The 22,347-nt window shown below is 56.2% G+C and carries 11 protein-coding genes; 6 read left to right on the forward strand and 5 right to left on the reverse strand.

The features are described from left to right. The 4 genes from PEL01S_RS11340 to PEL01S_RS11355 all read left to right on the forward strand — a co-directional run. A partial coding sequence (locus PEL01S_RS11340; protein WP_371860695.1) for a non-ribosomal peptide synthetase occupies positions 1–8,559 on the forward strand: 8,559 nt, incomplete at its 5' end. A gap of 105 nt (positions 8,560–8,664) precedes the next feature. Next, positions 8,665–11,982 carry a non-ribosomal peptide synthetase gene (locus PEL01S_RS11345; RefSeq protein ID WP_127460384.1) on the forward strand — a complete coding sequence of 1,106 codons (3,318 nt, stop codon included), beginning with the start codon at positions 8,665–8,667 and terminating at the stop codon, positions 11,980–11,982. Between the two features lie 93 nt (positions 11,983–12,075). Further along, positions 12,076–13,809, forward strand: a complete 1,734-nt coding sequence (locus tag PEL01S_RS11350) for an ABC transporter ATP-binding protein (RefSeq protein WP_204343716.1) — start codon at positions 12,076–12,078, stop codon at positions 13,807–13,809. Between the two features lie 11 nt (positions 13,810–13,820). Next, positions 13,821–15,539, forward strand: a complete 1,719-nt coding sequence (locus tag PEL01S_RS11355) for an ABC transporter ATP-binding protein (protein ID WP_127460468.1) — start codon at positions 13,821–13,823, stop codon at positions 15,537–15,539. 103 nt (positions 15,540–15,642) lie between these two features. On the opposite strand, the gene PEL01S_RS11360 is transcribed toward PEL01S_RS11355, so the two are convergent. From PEL01S_RS11360 to PEL01S_RS11370, 3 genes are read right to left on the reverse strand one after another with little or no spacing between them, the layout of a single operon-like run. After that, the gene (locus PEL01S_RS11360) at positions 15,643–16,698 is read right to left on the reverse strand and encodes an ABC transporter substrate-binding protein (protein ID WP_127460386.1); all 1,056 of its coding nucleotides are present in this window, start codon (positions 16,696–16,698) and stop codon (positions 15,643–15,645) included. A 58-nt stretch (positions 16,699–16,756) separates the two neighbouring features. Next, positions 16,757–17,521 carry an ABC transporter permease gene (locus tag PEL01S_RS11365; RefSeq protein ID WP_029191723.1) on the reverse strand — a complete coding sequence of 255 codons (765 nt, stop codon included), beginning with the start codon at positions 17,519–17,521 and terminating at the stop codon, positions 16,757–16,759. Next, the gene (locus tag PEL01S_RS11370) at positions 17,454–18,293 is read right to left on the reverse strand and encodes an ABC transporter ATP-binding protein (protein ID WP_036677598.1); all 840 of its coding nucleotides are present in this window, start codon (positions 18,291–18,293) and stop codon (positions 17,454–17,456) included. Before PEL01S_RS11370 ends, PEL01S_RS11365 begins: the two co-directional genes overlap by 68 nt. 181 nt (positions 18,294–18,474) lie before the next feature. Between PEL01S_RS11370 and PEL01S_RS11375 the strand changes: the two genes are divergently transcribed. Continuing rightward, positions 18,475–19,389 (forward strand): stalk domain-containing protein, encoded by a 915-nt coding sequence (locus PEL01S_RS11375; RefSeq protein WP_231884568.1) that lies wholly within the window; start codon positions 18,475–18,477, stop codon positions 19,387–19,389. Here PEL01S_RS11375 and PEL01S_RS11380 read toward each other — a convergent pair. Next, positions 19,386–20,072 carry a response regulator transcription factor gene (locus PEL01S_RS11380; RefSeq protein ID WP_127460387.1) on the reverse strand — a complete coding sequence of 229 codons (687 nt, stop codon included), beginning with the start codon at positions 20,070–20,072 and terminating at the stop codon, positions 19,386–19,388. The genes PEL01S_RS11375 and PEL01S_RS11380 overlap by 4 nt on opposite strands. A gap of 48 nt (positions 20,073–20,120) precedes the next feature. After that, positions 20,121–21,251, reverse strand: coding sequence for a sensor histidine kinase (locus PEL01S_RS11385; RefSeq protein WP_127460388.1), 1,131 nt, complete (start codon positions 21,249–21,251; stop codon positions 20,121–20,123). 149 nt (positions 21,252–21,400) lie between these two features. On the opposite strand from PEL01S_RS11385, the gene PEL01S_RS11390 reads away from it, so the two are divergent. After that, positions 21,401–22,336 carry an ABC transporter ATP-binding protein gene (locus PEL01S_RS11390; protein ID WP_127460389.1) on the forward strand — a complete coding sequence of 312 codons (936 nt, stop codon included), beginning with the start codon at positions 21,401–21,403 and terminating at the stop codon, positions 22,334–22,336. Positions 22,337–22,347: the final 11 nt, after the last annotated feature.

Below are 22,347 nucleotides of genomic sequence, written 5' to 3' on the forward strand. Positions count from 1 at the left end.
GTCTCGACCGACGTGCTGACCGAAGAGTTCGGCCGCATGTACAACGGGGAAAGCTTGGCGCCGCTGCGCATCCAGTACAAGGACTATGCGGCATGGCAGCAGTCCGAAGCGCAGCAGGAGCAGATGAAACGGCAGGAGGCCTACTGGCTGGACGTATTCCGTGGCGAGCTGCCTGTACTTGAACTGCCGACAGATTATCCACGCCCGGCGGTGCGGAAGTTCGAAGGAAGCCTGCTACAGCGCCAGTTGGAGCCGAAGCTCGGCGATGGCCTGCAGCGGATCGCGGCGGAAAGCGGCGCAACGCTGTATATGGTGCTCCTGGCCGCCTACAAGGTGCTGCTGCAAAAATATACGGGTCAGGAAGACATCGTCGTCGGCACGCCGATCGCGGGAAGAACGCATGGCGATTTGCAGCCGATCATCGGGATGTTTGTTAACACGCTGGCGATCCGCAGCTACCCGGACGATAAGAAGACGTTCCGTTCGTTCCTGGACGAAGTGAAGGAAACGATGCTGGGAGCCTACGAGCATCAGAGCTATCCGTTCGAAGAGCTGGTGGAGAAAGCGCAGCCTGCCCGCGACTTAAGCCGCAACCCGCTGTTTGATACGCTGTTTGCGCTGCAAAACAAAGAAACCGGAGAGCTTCAGCTCGATGGACTGCGGTTAACTCCGTATCCGGCCGAGCATACCGTAGCGAAATTCGACCTGAGCGTGGATGTCACGGAAGGCAGCGAAGGCTTGGAGCTGAGCATGGAATATTCGACGGCCTTGTACACAAGGGAAACGATCGAACGGATGGCGAAGCATTTCGAGCAATTGCTTGCCGCCATTGTGCAGGCTCCAGAAGCGCCGCTTGCCTTGCTGGAGATGATCACGGCGGAGGAGAAGGAGCACATTCAACGCGTGTTCAATGCTACGGCGGCCGAGTATCCTTCGGACAAAACGATTCATCAATTGTTCGAGGAACAGGCGGAGCGAATCCCGAATCACCTTGCTATTACATTCGAGGGCAAGCAATTGACGTACGGCGAACTGAACGAGCGGGCGAACCGGTTGGCAAGAACGCTGCGGAATGCAGGTGTGCAGCCGGATCAATTGGTAGGCTTGATGGTGGAGCGTTCGCTGGAAATGGTTGTCGGGATGATTGCGATCCTGAAAGCGGGAGGCGCATATGTGCCGATCGATCCGGATTATCCGGAGGACCGCATCCGGTATATGCTGGAGGACTCGGGTGCGAAGCTGCTGCTCGTTCAGGGACATCTACTGGACCGCGCGTCGTTTGCGGACAAGCTCGTGAATTTGAACGACGATGGGGCTTATCACGAGGACGGCTCCAATCTGGAGCTTGTGAACGGTCCGGAACATTTGACCTACGTGATCTACACGTCGGGAACGACGGGCAGGCCGAAAGGCGTTATGGTCGAGCACCGGAACGTCGTGCGGCTGGTGAAAAATACCAATTATGTCGAGCTGAATGAACAGACGCATATTTTGCAAACGGGCGCGGTTGTGTTCGACGCTTCGACCTTCGAAATCTGGGGCGCGCTGCTGAACGGCGGAAGACTGTATGTGGTGCGCAACGAAACGATTCTGGATGCTGTGAGCTTGAAAAACGCGATTCAGCAGTACGGCATCAACACGATGTGGCTGACGGCGCCGCTGTATAACCAGCTTTCGCAGCAGGACAGCGGAATGTTCGCGGGACTGAAAACCTTGATCGTCGGTGGCGACGTGCTCTCCGTACCGCATATCAACCGGGTGCTGCGCGAGCATGCGGGACTAAGCATCGTCAACGGATACGGCCCGACGGAAAATACGACGTTCTCCACGACGCATACGATTGTCGGCGAGCAGAAGGAAGCAGTGCCGATCGGCAAGCCGATCAACAACTCTACGGCGTACATCGTCGACAGCAAGCTGAGCCTGCTGCCTGTTGGAGTATGGGGCGAGCTGATCGTCGGTGGCGACGGCGTCGCGCGCGGCTATTTGAACCGGCCGGAGCTGACGGTGGAAAAATTTGTGGAAAGCTCCTTCCTCCCAGGCGAGCGGTGCTACCGGACGGGAGACCTGGCAAGATGGCTGCCGGACGGAACGCTGGAATACAAAGGCCGGATCGACGAGCAGGTGAAAATCCGGGGCTACCGGATCGAACTTGGCGAGATCGAAGAGCAGCTGTTGAAAGTCGCGAGCGTGAAAGAAGCGACGGTCATCGCGCGCGAAGACGAAAGCGGACAAAAGCAGCTGTGCGCCTACTTCGTAGCGGAGCGGGAGTTGACGGTCGGCGAGCTGAGAGCGGCGTTATCGCAGGAGCTGCCGAACTATATGATCCCGTCGCACTTCGTGCCGCTGGAGCGGATGCCGCTGACGCCGAACGGGAAGATCGACCGCAGAGCGCTGCCTGCCCCACAAGGAAACGCGCCAGTGGGAGCGGAGTATGTCGCGCCGCGGACTGAGCAAGAGAAGGCTCTGGCTGCCGTATGGCAGGCGGTGCTGGGGGCCGAGCGCGTCGGGGTGACGGATCACTTCTTCGAGCTGGGCGGAGACTCGATCAAATCGATTCAGGTATCGTCCCGTCTGCACCAAGCCGGGTACAAGCTGGAAATCCGCGACTTGTTCAAATATCCGACTCTGGCGCAGCTCAGTCAGCATATTCAGCCGGTGGCCCGAATGATCGATCAGGGTGAAGTGACCGGTGAGATCGGGCTGACGCCGATACAACGCTGGTTCTTCGAGCAGTCGTTGGCGGATTTGCATCACTTCAACCAAGCCTTCATGCTGCATCGGAAGGATCGCTTCGATGAGGCGGCGCTTCGCCAAGTGCTGCAGAAGCTTGCAGAGCATCACGATGCGCTGCGTACCGTATTCCGTAAGTCGGAGAGCGGCTATGCCGCATGGAACCGGGCCATCGGGGAAGGCGAACTGTACAGCCTGGAAGTGGCCGATTTCAGAGACGTCAAGTCTGTCGAGCAAGCGGTCGAAGCCAAAGCAAACGAGATCCAGAGCAGCATCAATCTCGAAGCGGGACCGCTGTTTAAAGCGGGGCTGTTCCAATGCGCGGACGGCGATCATCTGCTTCTCGTCATTCACCATGGCGTCGTCGACGGCGTATCCTGGCGGATCCTGCTGGAGGATGTCGCCCTTGGCTACGAGCAGGCCGCGAAGGGAGAAGAGGTTCGTCTTCCGGCGAAAACCGATTCGTTCCGTACGTGGTCCGGGCAGCTTGCAGCGTATGCGCAAAGTCCGGCGATGGAGAACGAGCGGGCATACTGGGAGCAAATTGCCCAAACCGCCGTGGCGCCGTTGCCTAAGGATAAGCAATCCGATCGTTCCTTGCAGCAGGACAGCGAATCCATCACGATTCAATGGAGCCGCAAGGAGACGGAGCAGCTGTTGAAGAAAGTCCACCGCGCGTACAACACCGAAATGAACGACATTCTGTTGACAGCGCTGGGCATGGCGGTTCAAAAATGGAGCGGTCTCGACCGTCTGCTGGTAAACCTGGAAGGACACGGACGGGAATCCATCATGACGGACATCGATATTACGCGCACCGTGGGCTGGTTTACAAGCAAGTATCCGGTGCTGCTCCAGATGGAGCCGGGCAGGAGCTTGTCCACCCGAATCAAAAAAGTGAAAGAGGATCTGCGCCGAATTCCAAACAAGGGAATCGGGTACGGCCTCTGCCGCTACTTGTTCGCACAGCCGGACGGTACCGTATGGGGAGCGGAGCCGGAGATCAGCTTTAACTATCTGGGACAATTCGATCAGGATCTGTCCAATAACGATATCGGATTATCGCCGTACTCCAGCGGTTCGGAAATGAGCGATCGGCAAGCCCGCAGCTTCATACTGGACATCAACGGCATGATCACGGACGGTTCGCTGGCGCTTGAGCTGAGCTACAGCCGGAAGGAATACCATCGCGAGACGGTGGAGGAACTGGCCGGTATGCTGCAGGAAAGCCTCCAGGAAATCATCGCGCATTGCGCGGCGAAAGAATGGACGGAGCTGACGCCGAGCGATGTCCAGCTCAAAGGACTCACCGTCGAGGAACTGGAGCAGATTTCCGCACAAACGCGCAATGTCGGGGAAATCGAGAACATCTATACCCTTACGCCGATGCAAAAGGGTATGTGGTTCCACACGACCTTGGACAAGGAAGCGGGAGCGTATTTCGAGCAAATGCGGTTTACCGTGCAAGGAAGCCTGGATGCGGAGCAGTTCGCCAGAAGCTGGAACGATCTGGTCGCCCGTCACGCGATCCTGCGCACGAACTTCTTCAGCGGGCCGCGAGGAGAGCCTCTGCAAATCGTCTACCGCGACAAACGGATCGGATTCGTCTATGAAGATCTGAGCCATTTGCCGGCGGACGAGCGGCAGGCATCCGTCGAAAGGCTGGAGCAAGAAGACATCGCCCGCGGGTTTGATCTGGAGCAGGATGCGCTGGTGCGCGTTGTGGTCATCCGTACGCAGGAAACAAGCTACCGGGTACTTTGGAGCTTCCACCACATCCTGATGGACGGCTGGTGCTTGCCTCTGGTCGTCAAGGAACTGTTTGAAACGTACGAGGCTTACGTTCAAGGCGATCGTCCTGAGCAAAAGGCTGCACCGGCGTACAGCCAGTATATCGAATGGCTGGAAAATCAGGACAGCGCAGCGGCATCCGCCTACTGGTCGAACTACTTGGCGGGCTACGAAGGTCAAACGGCGCTGCCTCAGGAGAAGGCGCAAAAACGAAGCGAAGGCTATGCGGCCGAGCATGTCCTTTGCGAGCTGAACAAAGAGTTAAGCGACCGGATGAACCGGGCCGCGAAGCAGTGCGGAGTGACGGTGAATACGCTGATGCAAGCGGCGTGGGGCGTCATTCTGCAGAAGTATAACGCAACCGACGATGTGGTGTACGGCAGCGTCGTTTCGGGCCGACCGGCGGAAATTCCGGGCATCGAAGAAATGATCGGACTCTTTATCAACACGATCCCGGTTCGCGTTGCCTGCCAGCCGCAGGAAAGCTTTGCCGACGTCATGGGAAGGATGCAGGAAGCGGCGCTGGAATCCGGACGTTACGACTTCTATCCGCTGTACGAAATTCAGGCTCAGAGCGCTCAAAAGCAAGAACTGATCAACCATCTGCTGGTATTCGAAAACTACCCGATGGATGAACAGGTGGAGCAGGCCGGCGGCGATGATAGCGGTACGCTCTCGATTACGGACGTTGATGTAGCGGAGCATACGAACTATAACTTCACCGTGACGGTCTTCCCGGGAGACGAAATTATCGTCCGCTTCGATTACAACGGTATTGTCTTCGAACGGGCCGATATGGAGCGCTTGAAAGGGCACCTGCTGCATGTGCTTGAGCAAATCGTGGCCGACCCGCACGCTTCCGTAGGCGACTTGGAGCTGGCTACCGCAGCGGAGAAGGCGGAAATTATCCGCGTGTTCAACAACACCGCGGCAGAGTATGCGCGCGAGCAGACGATTCACGGGCTGTTCGAGGAGCAGGCGGTACGGGTGCCGGATAAAGCGGCGGTCGTCTTTGAAAATACGCAGCTGACCTACCGGGAGCTGAACGAGCGGGCCAACCGGCTGGCGCGGACGCTGAGAGCGGAGGGTGTGCAGGCGGACCAGCCGGTCGGATTGATGATCGAGCGGTCGCTGGAGATGATCGTTGGCGCGTTTGCGATCATGAAAGCCGGAGGCGCCTACGTGCCGATTGATCCGGAATATCCGGAGGACCGTATCCGGTACATGCTGGAGGACTCGGGAGCGCAAGTGCTGTTGACGCAGCGTCATTTGCGGGAGCGCGTATCGTTTGACGGGAAAGCGATCGCAGCGGATGACGAGCAGGCCTACGGCGAAGACGGCTCGAACCTGGGGCCGGTCGTCGGGCCGAATCATCTGGCGTACGTGATCTATACGTCGGGTACGACGGGCAAGCCGAAAGGGGTCATGGTCGAGCATCACGGGCTGTGCAGCTTGAAGCTGATGTTTGCGGAAACGCTGCGGATCACAGAGGAGGACCGGGTCGTCCAATTTGCAAGCTTGTCGTTCGATGCTTCGTGCTGGGAAATTTTCAAAGCGTTGTTCTTTGGCGCAACCTTGTATATCCCGGCCAAGGATACAATTCTGGACTATCCGCTATTCGAAAGCTACATGAACGAGAACGGCATTACGGCAGCGATCCTGCCGCCGACCTATGCGATCTACTTGAGCCCGGACCGCTTGCCGAGCTTGAAAAAGCTCATTACGGGAGGCTCCGCCGCTTCGGTCGAATTCGTTCAGCAGTGGAAAGACAAGGTCCGCTATTTCAACGCCTATGGGCCGACGGAAGCTTCGATTGTGACGTCTGTATGGGCGGCTTCCCCGGACGGTTTCGATCTGAGATCGGTTCCGATCGGCCGTCCGATTGCGAATCATCAAATCTTTATTGTGGATTCGCAAAATCACATGCTGCCGGTCGGTGTGGCCGGAGAGCTGTGCATCTCGGGCGCAGGACTGGCGCGGGGGTATTTGAACCGTCCTGAGCTGACGGCGGAGAAATTTGTGGACAACCCGTTCCTGGCGGGCGAGCGGATGTACCGGACGGGCGATTTGGCCCGCTGGCTGCCGGACGGCAACATCGAGTATTTGGGCCGGATCGACCATCAGGTGAAGATCCGCGGCTACCGGATCGAATTAGGCGAGATCGAGGAGCAGCTTTTGAAAATCGCTTCCGTCCAAGAAACGATTGTCATTGCCCGCGGCGACGCAAATGGGCAGCAGCAGCTTTGCGCCTACTTCGTGGCTGACCGGGAGCTGACAGTGAGCGAGCTGAGAGGCGCGTTATCACAAGAGCTGCCAGGCTATATGATTCCGTCGTTCTTCGTGCAGCTGGAGCAAATGCCACTGACGCCGAACGGGAAGATCGACCGCAACGCGCTGCCTGCCCCGGAAGGAAGCATGCAGACGGGCGCCGACTTCGTCGAGCCGCGTACTCCGGTGGAAGCCGAGCTGGCGCGCATCTGGCAGGAAGTGCTCGGAATCGGGCCGATTAGCGTGAAGGACAACTTCTTCGAGCTTGGAGGCCACTCCTTGCGGGCGACGGTGCTGTCAAGCAAGGTGAACAAGGAGCTGAATGTCAATCTGCCGCTGCGAGATATTTTCCGGTTCCCGACGGTTGAAGCGCTGGCCCAGGTTATCGACGGGCTGGAGCAGCAGGAGCACAGCGCCATTCCGGTGATCGGAGAGCGGGAGTACTACCCGGTTTCCTCCGCACAGAAGCGGCTCTTCATTCTGCATCAGCTGGAAGGAGCGCAGCAAAGCTACAACATTCCGGGCTTTGCTACGATCGAAGGGCCGCTGGACCGCGACCGCTTCGAAGCGGTCTTCCGCCAACTGATCGAGCGTCATGAGACGCTGCGTACAGGTTTTGAGATGGCGAACGGCGAACCTGTTCAACGCGTATACAGCGAGGTCGAGTTTACCGTGGAATACAGCAAAGCTGACCGGGAAGAAGCGGTGGAAATTGCACAGCGTTTTGTCCGCCCGTTTGATTTGAGAAAGCCGCCTTTGCTTCGCGTAGGGTTGATCGAAGTGGAACCGGAACGCCATATTTTGATGCTCGATATGCATCACATCGTTTCGGACGGCGCTTCTGTGGGAATTTTGCAGGAAGAATTCTCCAGGCTGTATGCGGGCGAGGAACTGCCGCCTCTGCGGATTCAATACAAGGATTACGCGGCATGGCAGCGGTCCGAAACCTATGCCAAGCGGGTGAAGCAGCAGGAAGGCTACTGGCTGCAAACGCTGGCGGGCGAACTGCCGGTCATCGAGCTGCCGACCGACTATGAAAGAACTTCCACCCGAAGCTTCGAAGGGGCGGAGCTTGAGTTTGAAGCGGACGAAGCTCTTACGCAGCGGCTGAACGAACTGGCGGGCCGACACGAAAGCACGCTGTATATGGTTCTGCTGTCCGCATACACGGTACTGCTGTCCAAGTACAGCGGGCAGGAAGACATTATCGTCGGAACGCCGGTTGCCGGAAGAACGCACGCGGATGTCGAGCCGGTCATCGGGATGTTTGTCAACACGCTGGCAATCCGCAATTATCCGGCGGGCGACAAAACGTTCCTCTCCTATCTGGAAGAGGTCAAAGAGACGACGCTGGGAGCCTTCGAGCATCAGGATTATCCATTCGAAGAGCTTGTCGAACGATTGAATGTGAAGCGGGATGCGAGCCGCAATCCGGTGTTCGATACGATGTTCGTCTTGCAAAATACCGAGGATCGCGGAATTGAAGCGGATGCGTTCAGCCTGACTCCGTTTGTCTTCGATCAGACGGTTGCCGTGCAGTTCGACCTGACTCTGTCGGTGGCCGAAGACGACGGCGCAATCCGCGGAAGCTTCCAGTATGCCGCCAAATTGTTCAAAGCAACCATGATTCGCAAAATGTCGAAGGATTTGCTGGCTGTGCTGGAACAAATCTGCGGAAACCCTGATATCCGGTTAAGCCAGATCCAATTGAACGAGCCTGAAAACGACAGCAACGATTCGTTAAGCAGCATTGAGTTCGCATTCTAGCGGTTGGCCAAACCATAATTCGTTAGCACCTGACAGAGTGTGTGTCTGCGTTTTTGGACACACACTCCGGGTGTTTTGTTACATCATTTTAGGGGAGGTCTACGAATGAAATCGGTATTTGAGAAGGAAGAGGCTTATTGGACCGAGAAATTTGATGCCGAAGACAGCCTATGCTGCCTGCCCTTTAGCATTTCCGCCAATAAAGTTGTTCGATCGGATCTTGCAGCCAAGCTGAGTGTCATCGAACGGCCGCTGCCGCCGGAGCTTTCGGCAAGAATTCTGGCCCTTGGCAACGGGTCGGACATGGCTGTGTATATGATTTTGCTGGCCGTGGTCAAAGGCATTCTGCAACTTTACGTGAACCGGGAAAATATTTTGGTCGGCATGCCCGCCATTGCATCGCTTGATAAGGACAATCCGCCTGTCCATGAAGTGCTGATTCTTAAAAATAGCGTGAGCGCCGGCAGTACATTGAAATCGCTGCTGGGCCAGATCAAAACGTCGATCAGCGAAGCCGTCGCGCACCAGAATCTTCCGTTTAGAAAAATGGTCGGCCAATTGAATCTGCAATATACTGCTCATGGCGTTCCCGTGATCAATACGGTCGTTTCGTTGAGTAACATTCATACCGCGGCTTACGAGCAAAGCGTATCGGCTGATACCGTGTTCCGGTTTCATGTCGAAAACGGCGTGATCACGTTAAGCCTAGGCTACGACTCACACCGCTACGATCCAGCCTTGATGGACCGAATGATCGGCCATCTCTTTCGTTTGTCTTCGGTTATTTTGTTTCAACCGGAGCTTGAGCTTGGCAAGGTGGAGCTTTTGTCCGACTCCGAGAAACAGCAGCTTCTCCATGAATTCAACGATACGGCGGCGGATTATCCCCGGGAGAAGACGCTTTACGGACTGCTCGAGGAGCAGGTGGAGCGGGACCCGGAAGCCGTGGCGGTTCTTTTTGAAAATGAGCGGCTGACGTACGGGGAATTAAACGAACGGGCGAACCGCTTGGCGCGAACGCTGCGGGCGAAAGGGGTTCAAGCGGATCGGCTGGTGGGGATTATGGCCGAGCGTTCGCTTGAAATGGTCGTCGGCATTATGGCGATTTTGAAGGCTGGAGGAGCCTATGTGCCGATTGACCCGGAATACCCCGAGGAGCGGATTCGTTACATGCTGGAGGATTCGGGAGCGCAGGTCCTGCTGCTTCAGCGTCATTTGCGGGAAAAAGCGGCCTTTGACGGAGACATTTTGGAGCTGGAGGACGCTGCGGCTTACCACCCGGACGGCTCGAATCCGGAGCCGGTTTCCGGCCCGCGCCATATGGCGTATGTGATCTACACGTCGGGTTCGACGGGCAAGCCGAAAGGGGTTATGGTCGAGCATCATTCCGTCGTTAACCGGATTCTGTGGATGCATAAGCGATATCCGATCGGTCCGGCGGATACGATCCTGCAAAAAACCGCCTTCACCTTTGACGTCTCGGTGTGGGAGCTGTTCTGGTGGTCCATGGTCGGCTCGAAGGTGTGCATGCTGTCGGTAGGCGGAGAAAAAAATCCAGAGCGCATCGTAGAGACGATCGCGCGCTATGGCATCACCACCATGCATTTCGTGCCGGCGATGCTTCACGTTTTCCTGGAATACGTCGAGTCGCTGCCGGCCGCAGCGGTCCTGGACAAGCTGAGGTCGCTGCGCCAGGTGTTTGCGAGCGGCGAAGCGCTGCCTCCGCAGCATGTCGCCCGGTTCCAGAAGGCGATTTCGGCCGTAAACGGGGCGAAGCTGATCAACCTATACGGGCCGACGGAGGCGACGGTAGACGTGTCGTATTTCGATTGCGAGCCGGACGGGGAATATCCGATCATTCCAATCGGCAAACCGATTGACAATACACAGCTGTACATCATTAAGGAAGGAACGGGTCAATTGCAGCCGATCGGCGTGGCCGGAGAGCTGTGCATCGCGGGCGTTGGCGTCGCCCGAGGCTACTTGAACCGTCCGGAACTGACGGCGGAGAAGTTTGTAAAGAATCCGTTCGGGGCATCGGCAGAGGAGCGGATGTACCGTACGGGCGACTTGGCCCGCTGGCTGCCGGACGGCAATATCGAATACCTGGGCCGCATGGATCACCAGGTGAAAATCCGCGGCTACCGTATTGAGCTTGGCGAAGTGGAAGCACGGCTGCTGAAAGTAGAGGGGATCCAGGAGGCTATCGTCATCGCGCGGGACAGCGAAAGCGGCGGCAAGCAATTGTATGCCTACTTCGTGGCGAACCGGCCGTTAACGGTCAGCGAGCTGCGGGGAACGCTGGCGCAAGGCATGCCGGCCTATATGATTCCGTCGTACTTTGCGCAGGTTGAGCGGATGCCGCTAACCCCCAACGGCAAGATCGACCGCAAGGCGCTGATTGCCATGGAAGGAAAGCTGCAGACCGGATTGGAATATGTGGCGCCGCGGACGGAGCAGGAGGCGCAGCTCGCTCAAATTTGGCAAGAGGTGCTCGGGCTGGAGAAGGTTGGCGTGAAGGATAATTTCTTTGCCCTCGGCGGACATTCCTTGAACCTGATGCAGCTCGTTCAGCGCGTATATGCCGAAACGGGGACCGAGCTTCCCATTCACAAAGTGTTTCAAAACCCTTCCGTGGAATCGATGGCGTACGAGATCTGGGAATCCGGGTCCGACGGAGACAGCTGCCATTTCGTGAAGCTAAATAGCGACGGACCGGTGAACGTATTCTGCTTCCCGCCGGGAAGCGGCTACGGCTTCAGCTATCTGGAATTGGCGAAGGCGCTGGAAGGCTACTGCGCATTGTACGCCATAGACTTCATCGACGAAATTGAAGATTACGGCGATATGGTGGAGCGGTATGCTGACGAGGCGATTCGCGTTCAGGGTCAGTCGCCTTACGTATTGCTCGGCTATTCCGTAGGCGGCAACCTGATGTTTGAAGTAGCCAAAGCTCTGGAAAAAAGAGGCTGCCGTGTCTCGGATATGATCATGGTCGATTCCTTGATCAGACAGCTCGTCACCGACGCCATGCCGGACGAAGAATTGGAAGACGATATTGTTGAAATTCTCGATCTGGTCGAAGGCATGAAAGAAGGGGCGACGAGAAACCCGCTTATCCGCGACCGGGTTCAACAAAAAGTGAGAGCCTATTTGACTTATGGCGATCAGTTGGTTAATACGGGCATGGTGGAAGCGAACATTCACGGGCTGTATACGGAAGAAACCGAAGCCCTTATCCGGGACCACCATGTGCCGACATGGAACACCGCTACCCGCCAAAGCTATTCAGAGTACCGGCTTGCCGGGGTTCATGCCAAAGTGCTTCATCCCGAGTCCATTGCCGTGAACGCACAAACAATTCAACAGATCGTCCGCCAAATTGCCGGACCGACGGGCGAAGTCCAAAAGGTGTTGCTCTAAAACGGAGCAGCCTTTTGGCCAGCCTTGAAAGGGGACAAGTGGGTGGCACAAGAACGTAAATCCAGGTTGACCTTATGGAAGGCCGTCTCCTGGATGTGGAAATTCACGAAGCCTTACAGAGGATGGGTGCTCGTCGGCATCATCGCGGCCATGGCGGCGGCCATCATCGAGGTGTGGACGGGCAGTTTGACCCAGCAGCTGACGACCAGTGCGGAGAAAGGGGCGGCGCAATCGGTAATCCAAATCGTTTATGCGGTGTTTACGATTATCCTGATCGGTGTCCCTGCTAAATATTTTATGGTCTACGGCGTGGAAAAAAGCAGCGCCCTGATCGTGAGAGATATCCGCAACCATCTGATGAACCATATAGGAAAATTACCTGTTCACTATCTGGAAAAACTGCACTCCGGCGATGTTCTTTCGAGGCTTAGCAGCGATTTGCGGCTAATCCAGCAATTTTTGACCCGGGACTTGGCCCAATGGTTTTATCACCCGCTGCTGTTCATCGGCTGCTTTGTCTGCCTGATCTGGATTCAATGGCAGCTCGTGGTGTTCAGCTTGCTGCTGCTTCCCTTTTCCTTGCTGGCTTCCCAGTGGATAGGAAACCAATTGCGCCAGCTCACGGAAGAAGCCCAGGAAAATATGGGGCGGATGAACTCCAATCTGCAGGATACGCTGGGCGGCATGCCGATCGTTAAAAGCTATTTGCTATCCGGAATTATGTTCCGTTCATATCAATCTCTGCTTCAGCTGACGCTGCAAAAAAAATTAGCCCTGAAAAAAAGGGAGGCTTGGATTACCCCCGTTCTGTTTACGCTGATGATCAGTCCGATCGTCTTCTCGGTGGTCTACGGAAGCTATTTAATTTCCAAAGGCTTGTTCAGCACGGGAGAGCTGGTTGCTTTTCTATACCTGCTGAATTTGTGTCTGGACCCGCTTGACCACATCCCGGCGCTCATTACGAATACATTTGAAATGAGCGGAGCGTTAAAAAGAGTGGTGGACATCGGGAATCAGCCCGTCGAAAACCAGGAGGGGCATGCCATTGAAAGAACGGAACTTCCGCCGATCGAGTTCGATAACGTCAGCTTCGCTTACGAGCCGGCTTCCCCAATCCTTCAGAAGCTGAGCTTCACGGTGCCGAAAGGGAAGACGATCGCTTTGGTGGGGGCGAGCGGCGGGGGGAAAAGCACCGTATTTAAGCTCTTGTGCGGCTTTTACGCCTTGCAGGAGGGCCAAGGGACGATTAAAGTATTCGGTCAGCCGATCATGAACAGCAATTTAAACGATCTGCGCTCCCATTTTTCGGTGATGACGCAGGATTCGTATTTGTTCGGCGGCACCGTCGCCGAGAATATCGCCTACGGCCGGGCGAACGCTTCGATGGATGAGGTGATCGAAGCGGCCAAGCTGGCGAACGCACACTCTTTTATTATGGAGCTTCCGGAAGGCTACCAAACCGAGGTGGGCGAGCGAGGCGGATTTCTGTCCGGCGGCCAGCGCCAGCGTATTGCCATTGCTCGCGCCTTTCTGAAGGATGCGCCCATCCTGCTGCTGGACGAGCCGACCTCTGCTTTGGACACGGAGTCGGAAATGTTCGTCCAGGAAGCGCTGAGCGTTTTGATGAAAGAAAGGACGACCATCGTGATTGCCCATCGGCTGACGACTATTGAGAATGCGGACGAAATCTGGGTCATGGACCGCGGGACGATTGCCGAAGCGGGGAGTCATGCTCAGCTGCTGGCCAAGAAAGGGCTGTACGCCCAATCGTACCATCAGGAGTTTACAACAGATACCGGCAAGAGCAAGGAGGTGGCTTATACGTGAATGGCGGCGTCATGCTCACTTATATGAAAGAGCTCGGCTACATGATGAGCTTTATGAATCCGCGGCGCAGGGTCCAATATTTCGTGGGGCTCACCGTCAGCACGATCGTTCACACCTTGTTCTTCGTCGCGTTCAGCCTGGTGATCCAGCGTTTGGTCAATTTTGCCCAGACCCAGGATTCCTCTCTGATGTATCAAGCCTTTTACATCTTGGGAGGCTCGCTGCTGATCGTCAACCTGATCGCTCCCGGGTTCACCTATATGTATCAGCGCAGCGTGGAGTATACGATGGTTGATATCCGGGAGCGTATATACCGCAAGCTGTGCCGGCTGCGTGTCGGATATCTGGAGCAGACCCATAACGGGGATCTGGTTTCGAGAATGACTAACGATGTGTCGACCCTGGAAATGACGTACACGAGCGTGTTTTTCGCGATTCTGCTGCAGCTCACGCTCAGTATAGGAGCCGTATTGACGATGTTCGTCATGCATTGGCAATTGGCGAGCGCTTCGTTCGTGGTGCTGCTCATTTCCTTTGCAATCAGCATCCGGTTCGTCCGGCAAATCCGAACGCTGTACGAGCAGTCGCTTACCCTGCTGGGCAAGATGACGGAGAAGTTTTCCGATTTTATCGGGGGGATTCAGCTTGTTAAATTGTTCCATATTCGTCCGATTTTTGCCCAGTACCGCGACCTGAACGAGCAGGCAACAAGGGTAGCCGAGCAAACCGCCACTAAAAACGGGATGCTGGCTGCGGTCAATCATTTTGTCAGCTACGTTACGTTCTGCGGAATGATTGTCGTAGGCGGATTGCTGTATGCCCATGGCCTTATCGCCATGGGGACAGTGGTGGCGTTGGCGGTTCTTCAGATCAGTTTGACGCACGCGATTTTGAATTTCGGCACCTTTTTGTCACAGGCGCAAAATTCGCTCGCCGGCGCTCTTCGCATTAAAGAGGTTCTGGAGGAGCAGGAAGAGCCCGAGCGAATCGGCCTCAGCGGGAAGGACGCCGTATCGCCCGCTATGGTGGAATTCTGCGACGTCGAATTTTCCTATCAAGCGGATAAAAAGGTGCTGCGCGAAATGTCCATGCAGGTGTATCCGGGCCAAGTCGCGGCAATCGTCGGGGCAAGCGGCAGCGGCAAGAGCACGCTGATCAAATTGCTGCTGGGCTTTTATCCGGTCGAACGCGGAGAAATTATGCTGCAGGGCAAGCCGTTCGGTCACTACACCTTGGAGGAGATTCGCGGGCAAATCGCCTACGTGCCACAGGACGCCTTTTTATTTAGCGGGACGATCGAGGACAATATTCGTTACGGGAATCCGCAGGCGACGGCAGAAGAGGTGATTGAAGCCGCCAAGGCCGCCTATGCCCACCATTTTATTCAGGAACTGCCCGAGCAGTACCAGACGCAAGTAGGGGAGCGGGGGGCGTCGCTATCGGGCGGGCAAAGACAGCGCATTGCGATTGCGAGAGCCATCCTGAAAAATGCGCCGATCCTGCTGCTGGATGAGGCTACCTCCGCGCTCGATACCGAATCGGAATATTGGGTGCAGGAGGCGCTGAACCGCTTGATGAAAGGGCGCACAACGATTATGATCGCCCATCGTTTAAGCACGGTGGAGAAGGCCGATTTCATTGTGGTGATGAACCAGGGCAGCGTGGTAGAGCAGGGCGCCCATCAACAATTGCTTGACCGCGGCGGCTATTACGCGAAGCTGTACGGATAGCGGTAAGGTATCCCTTCCCTTGGACGGAACTAATTCATGCAGTCGAATGCAAAACAGGCAGAGGCCGATAACGGCTCCTGCCTGTTTTTTTATACGATGCGTTCTACTTGCCCTGCTTCACTTCGTTCAAGAGCGAGAGGTCGAGGAATTTGCTCAGGTCCAGCTCCTCTTTCTTCACGTCCTTGATGTAGCCGGCCTCGATGGAGACGCGGGCCATTTCTTCGATCGCTTCCTTGCTGACGTCCGTCGTCAGATTCAAGTGGGAGATCGCCGCTTTAATCAAAGCGACATCCATTCCTTTTCCGCTGAGCGCCTTTAATTGGTTGTTGATCAGTTCATACGCTTTGTCCGGATTTTTCTTGATAAAATCAATCGCGTCCGCATTGGCTTGAATGGCTCCCTTCGCCAGCTCGCGGTTATCTTTCAGGAACTTGTCGCTGGCAACGAGAATCGTGAGAGGATAGTTCCCGTTGTTCGGCGGAATTTGATCCCATGGCACGATCACTTTGCCGATGCCTTCCTGTTCCATCTGCGTGGCCCACGGCTCGGGAATGAGCGTCGCGTCGATTTCTTTCTGGCGCATCGCCACGAGCGTATCCGCCGGAGCCCGAGCAATCAGCTGTACACCGCTCTTGTCGGTCGTCACGTTCAGATTGTTCTGCTTCAGCAGCAGGCGGAGCGAAATTTCGTTCGTGCTGCCTTTCGTCGGGATGGCGACGGTTTTGCCGACCAAATCCTTGACGCTGTTGATGCCGGAATCTTTGCCGGCTACAAGTACTGCGCCTCCATTATTCGAACCGGAAATGACACGGAAGTTTTTGCTTTTCAGGAACTGGTTCGTCGAAGGTCCGGGACCGACGAAGCCGAGGTCGATCTGATCCGTAGCCAGCGCGGTGGAGAAGTCGGACCCGTTGTCGAACGGCGTCACCTCGATCTTGACGTTCTCGCCCCAATATTTCTTGAACAAGCCCTGCTCCAGGGCGACATAGCCTGGCGCATGGGTAACGTTCTTGAAGATGCCGAGCCGTACCGTTTTCGCCGCGGCCGGTTTGTTCGCTCCGGCGGCTCCGTCTTTCGGTGCTTCCGATTTGCTTCCGCAGGCGGAAAGTGCAAGCGATGCGGTCAGAACGACCGCCAATAGTGCAGACCACTTTTTCATAGTTCCGTTTCTCTCCTTTGTTTAGCACAAGCCTTTCGACCGTGCTGCCCCCGATTGGTTATTTTTTGCCGCTGATTAGACCGTAGCGAAGTAACAGTTTATCCTCAAGCCGCTTGAAGCAAAAATGGTCGGACACCGTGCCGAGCACGGCGATGATGATCACGATGCAGAGCATGAGCGCCGTATCCGCCAGATTGCGGCCGTCCTGCAGCAGCTGTCCGAGGCCGACGCCTTTGGCGATCAGCTCGCCCGCGACAAGCGCCCGCCAGGCAAAAGCCCAGGCGACGCGAACGCCGGTAATCATGTGAGGGAACGCGGCGGGGACCATGATTTGGTAAAACATGCGCATGCCGTCGCCGGTTCCCATCGTTTGCGCCGCTTTGATATAAATGGAAGGGATGTTTTTGATCCCCGTCCGGCTGGCCATCGCCATCGTCCATGTGGCGCCCAGCGTGGTGATGAAGATGACCGAGAAATCGTTCATACCGAACCAGATGATGGCAAAAGGCAGCCAAGCGATACTCGGAATCGTCTGCAGCGCGACAACCAGAAAGCCGATCGTGTCGTCGATTAAGCGGTACCGGGCGAACAGGAAGCCGAGCACCGTGCCGACCAGGATCGAGATGGCAAAAGCGAGCAGAAGCCGCGTCAGGCTTTGAAACGTCGCTTCAAGCAGCTGTCCGTGGACGAATCCGTCGTAGAACGCTTGAAACGTCTGGGTGACGGAAGGGAACTTCCAGCCCCAGTCGAATATTCTAAATCCCGCTTCCCACGCTATCAAGAGCAGAACCAGGAAGAGGCCCCTTCTTAATGCTGTACTCATCGCCCATCTCCTCCTTTACCACTTTTTCCAGCTCGTCGGCCAGCGCATCCATAATGCTGGCTTCCACGTGATGCAGGACGGAGTCGGCGTAATCGCGCGGACGCGCCGCCTGAACGGCGAATTCCTTCTTGATCTTCCCGGGCCGGGTCGACATGACCAGCACGCGGTCCGACAAGATGACGGCTTCACGGATGTTATGCGTAATGAACAGGATCGTTTTGCGCGTCCGCATCCAAATTTCTTCAAGCTCCTTGTGCAAAATGAGCCGGGTCTGTTCGTCCAGTGCCGCAAAAGGCTCATCCATCAGCAAAATTTCCGGGTCCATCGCCAGCGCCCGGGCAATGGCTGCACGCTGTTTCATCCCGCCCGACAGCTCGTGCGGGTAACGGTCCGCGAATTTGCTCAAATGCACCGCTTTGATCTGCTCCATCGCCATGGCTTCGCGTTCCTTCTTGCCGATGCCTTTTTGCTTCAGGCCGAACGCAACGTTATCCAGCACCGTCAGCCAAGGAAACAAGGCATGCTCCTGAAAGACGACGACGCGGTCGGGTCCGGGCGCGCTGCATGGCTTGCCGTTCACCGTAATGGTTCCTTGCTCGGCTTGCTCCAGACCGGCGACCAGATTGAGCAGCGTGGATTTGCCGCATCCCGACGGGCCGAGCAGCGAGACGAATTCGCCCTTGCGGATCGTGAGGGAAACGTTATCAATGGCGGTAAAGCTGCCGCCGGTACGCTGATGGAATGTCTTGCTGACGTCTTGGATTTCAATCAATGATTTCACTCTCCTCGAAGAGACATGAGAAAATGCATAATCAACTATACCAACTTATTTTATAGGAATTAGGTGTATTGTCAACTACAAATTTTGCAGGATTTCGCGGTCTTTTGTCGAATGGTAGAGGAAGACCACATTTTTCCTATTTAATAGAAAGGTATGGGTGTGAATGAAGCGAATGAAGCGAGTCGCGGTTCTTGCCGCGATCATTAGCGGAGCGTTCGCCGCCGGCGTTTACGCCGAGGACGTTTTGCAGCGGGTCGACGCCTACTTGCGTCCCGATTTCAACCTCGTGCTGGACGGGGAGTCCGTCAAGCTGTCGGAAGCGCCGCTGGTTTACAAGGACAAGAGCTACCTGCCGCTGGCCGATCTGACCCGGCTGCTTGGCGCCAACCTGCTCTGGAGAGAAGATACGAAGACGATCTACATCAACAGCCGGATCAATCCCGAGCAGAAGACGGAGGATTCGAACCAGGAATACGAATCGATCGAGCTGTCCGACCCGTACTCGATTACGCTCAAATACCTTGGGGCCGAGTATCCGATGCTTCTGACGTACAACAAGAAGAACATGTCCGCCTACGTCCCGTATTACCGGGAAACCGACGTCAAACGGATGGGCATCGATACGAGCGGCTTGAAGAAAGCACGAGAGCGCCTGACCGGCGTGGTGTATGTCAACGAGCAGGAGCTGAAGAAGCGCTGGCGGCAGAACCCGGAGCAGGTGTATTCCACCAATGGCGACAATTACATCATCAACGGGGAAGTCAGCCCGAAAAAGATCGATGCGCTGCGGACGTACATCAAAAATTCGCAGATGCTCAAGTATGGGGAAATGGTGTTTTACCAAAAAGCGGTCATTATCGACAAGCGCGAGGAAGAGGATGAGTACGATTACTTGTTCCACGAAACCGTGCAACTGCCTGTTGCTCCGAACAGCCCTCCACCGCCGAACGGAGGCGTGGTCAAACGTTTTATGCTGGGGCGTGTGAAGCTGACTAAAAACAACGCTTCCTCCGAGCTCAGCTACATCGTCAACATGGTCGACCGCATAGATTTGCAGGAGGAAGCCAACAAACGGGGTACTCGTTAATCTTCGTGTTTCCAATAGAGAATGGCAATTTGCGTCCGGTCTCTCAGACCGAGCTTGCTCAAAATCTCCGATATGTAATTTTTGATCGTCCCTTCGCTCAGGAACAATTCCTGGGCGATTTCTTTATTGGACAGCCCTTGCGCGATTTTATCGACCACCTGCTTCTCCGTGGGGGTGAGGCCGTACGATTCGAATCTGGCAAAAGGGTCCTTGCGGCTCTGCGTCACTTGTTCCAAAGCCGCCTCCGGTTGTACGGAAGACTGGGGTTGTATCCAGCCGGTCAGCTTGCGGGCAATATCCGGGTGGATGAGCCAGTTGCCTTGGTGAACCGTTTTAATGCCTTGCACGATCCGGTCCGGCGGGATATTCTTGAGCAGATAGCCGCTTGCGCCGTTGCGCAGCGCCTCGACGATATACTCGTCGTCGTCGAAGGTCGTCAGAATGAGCACGCGGGTATCGGGCGACGTTCGCTTGATGTTCAGCGTGCCTTCGACCCCGGAGCAATTCGGCATGCGAATATCCATCAGCACGACATCCGCGGTTTGTCCGTCGGTAAAAAAGCGGTGGGCTTCGTTTCCGTCGCCGCATGCTCCGACTACGCGTAATTCCGGGTCCAGCTCCAAAATCATTTTCATGCTTTCGCGGATAAACGGGTCGTCGTCAACAATCAATACTCGAATCATGGCAGCATTACCCGCCTCCTCGTGGTTGGAATCTTTCGTCGGTGCCTCTTATTGCGCGCAGGGCGTCGGCACGAGGGTCGTGACGGCGAACCGGCCGTCGGTGTGGATGCGGAGCTCACCGCCTACCAGCCGCGTCCGTTCCTCCATACCGCTGAGCCCGAGTCCCCTGTCCATAGCGGCCGAATCCGGCAGCGTCCCGTTATTGGAAACGGTCATGGCTACATTGGACTCCTCGAAGCTCATCTCGATAAGCACTTCGGTAGCCTGCCCGTGACGAAGGGCGTTGGTCACGGCTTCTTGAGCATTCCGGTAAAGCACGATTTCAAGACTCGGATAGAGCGGGCGCGGCATCCCGGCGATTTCGCAGCGAATTTGAACCTGAGGATCGGCTGCGAAGTCCTCGATCAGCCGCTTGAGCGAGAAGCTCTGACCCTCCTCCGCCGGCGGCTTCATCCGCCGGACCGTCCGCCGCAGCGTCTCCATCGCTTCCGTCAGCTGATCCCGGACGATCCGGGTCATCTCCATGCCTTTCTCCGGCTGCCCGGGCGAAATCCGGATGATCGCTTCCAGCATCATTTTCAGCCGGATCAGCTTATGTCCGAGATCGTCGTGAATTTCGTGCGAGATGCGGGTCCGCTCCTCCGTCTGCGCCAGTTGCTCCACCTTGCCCGCGTATTCGACAAGCCTTCGCCGGGCGGCGTCCAGCTCGTAGGCTTTGCTTCGCAATTCGTCGTACACCTGCTCCAGCTCCCGCTTCCGGTCGCCGGTTTCCGCCCAGCCGTACAGCAGCAGCGCGCCGGTGGCAAGCAGCAGATTGGCCGTAAGCTTCAGCTCCATGTCGGGATGGGCGTTTAGCGAAACGTTCAACAGCATAGCCTGCAGCGCCAGCAAAAACCAGCGGAGTCCCGAGCGCTCCTTCAGCATATAAGCCGTCAACGTGGAGTAATGGCAGGCGAACATCATTCCTTCCGTTTGCAGGCTGAGCCAGGTGACGAACAGCATTTCGGCCGCAGCCGCCAGGTTCTGCGCCCGTCCGGGCAGCCACGTGCGGCTTATTTCCGCAACGGCAAGCAGGACCAGCGTGTAGAAAGCGAGCTGTCCGCTTTGTTCGAGCGGCAGCATATAAGCCGTGCTGACGGCGGGAAAAAGAATCAGTGCGTATCGCAGCAGTAAAAGCATCCCTTATGCGCCTCCATATGCGATTATATCATAAGGCGGGCCTTCATGACTTTCGTCATTCCCAACAAATGACGAAAGCTACCTGCTTGGCGCCTTGAAGGGCGATACAATACAATCAAAGCATATCACCTTACAAGGAGCGGGCTCACGTGTCATTTATCGAAATCAAAGATGTCGTCAAACGGTACGGCGGCAACATTTCCGTAGATCATTTGAATTTAAGCATCCGGCAGGGGGAAGTATTCGGTCTGCTCGGACCGAACGGAGCCGGGAAAAGCACCACGATCAAAATGCTCTGTGGGCTGCTCAAAATCGATCAAGGCGAAATGCGGATCGATGGGATTTCCGTTGCCGCGAATCCGCTGGAGATCAAGCGGAGGATCGGACTCGTGCCGCAGGAAATCGCGATCTACGAAAACTTGACAGCGCAGGAAAACGTCACGTTTTTCGGCAAGCTGTACGGTCTGCGGGGGGAACTGCTGCGCGAGCGGGTGCAGGAAGCGCTGGACTTCGTAGGGCTGTCGGACCGGCAGGGCGAGAAACCCGGCGCATATTCGGGAGGGATGAAGCGGCGCTTGAACATCGCGTGCGCGATCATGCACCGGCCGAAGCTGATCATCATGGACGAGCCGACGGTCGGGATCGATCCGCAATCCCGCAACCATATCCTCGATTCGGTTCGCAAGCTGAATCAGATGGGTTCGACCATCATTTACACGAGCCATTATATGGAAGAGGTTGCCGCAATCAGCACACGGGTCGGGATTATCGATCACGGTCACTTGATTGCCTGCGGCACGCAGGAGGATTTGCGGACGCTTGTCTCCTCGGACGAGAAGCTGCTCGTCAAAGTCGCGGAGGTCAAGGAAGAGGCCGTGGCCGAGCTAAAGGCCCATCCGCGCATCCAGCAAGTGGCGATAAACGACCGGACGCTCGAAATTTATTTGCCGACCTCGCCCAATTCGCTGCAGGACATTTTGTATATTTTATCGAAGCATCAGGTCGTCATTCAATCGCTGAGCCGCGTGGAACCGGACCTGGAGGCGCTGTTCCTGTCGTTGACGGGACGGACGCTTCGGGATTAGGGGGGCGGAGA

The sequence above is a fragment of the Paenibacillus elgii NBRC 100335 genome, assembly GCF_004000865.1.
Lineage (GTDB): Bacteria > Bacillota > Bacilli > Paenibacillales > NBRC-103111 > Paenibacillus_G > Paenibacillus_G elgii.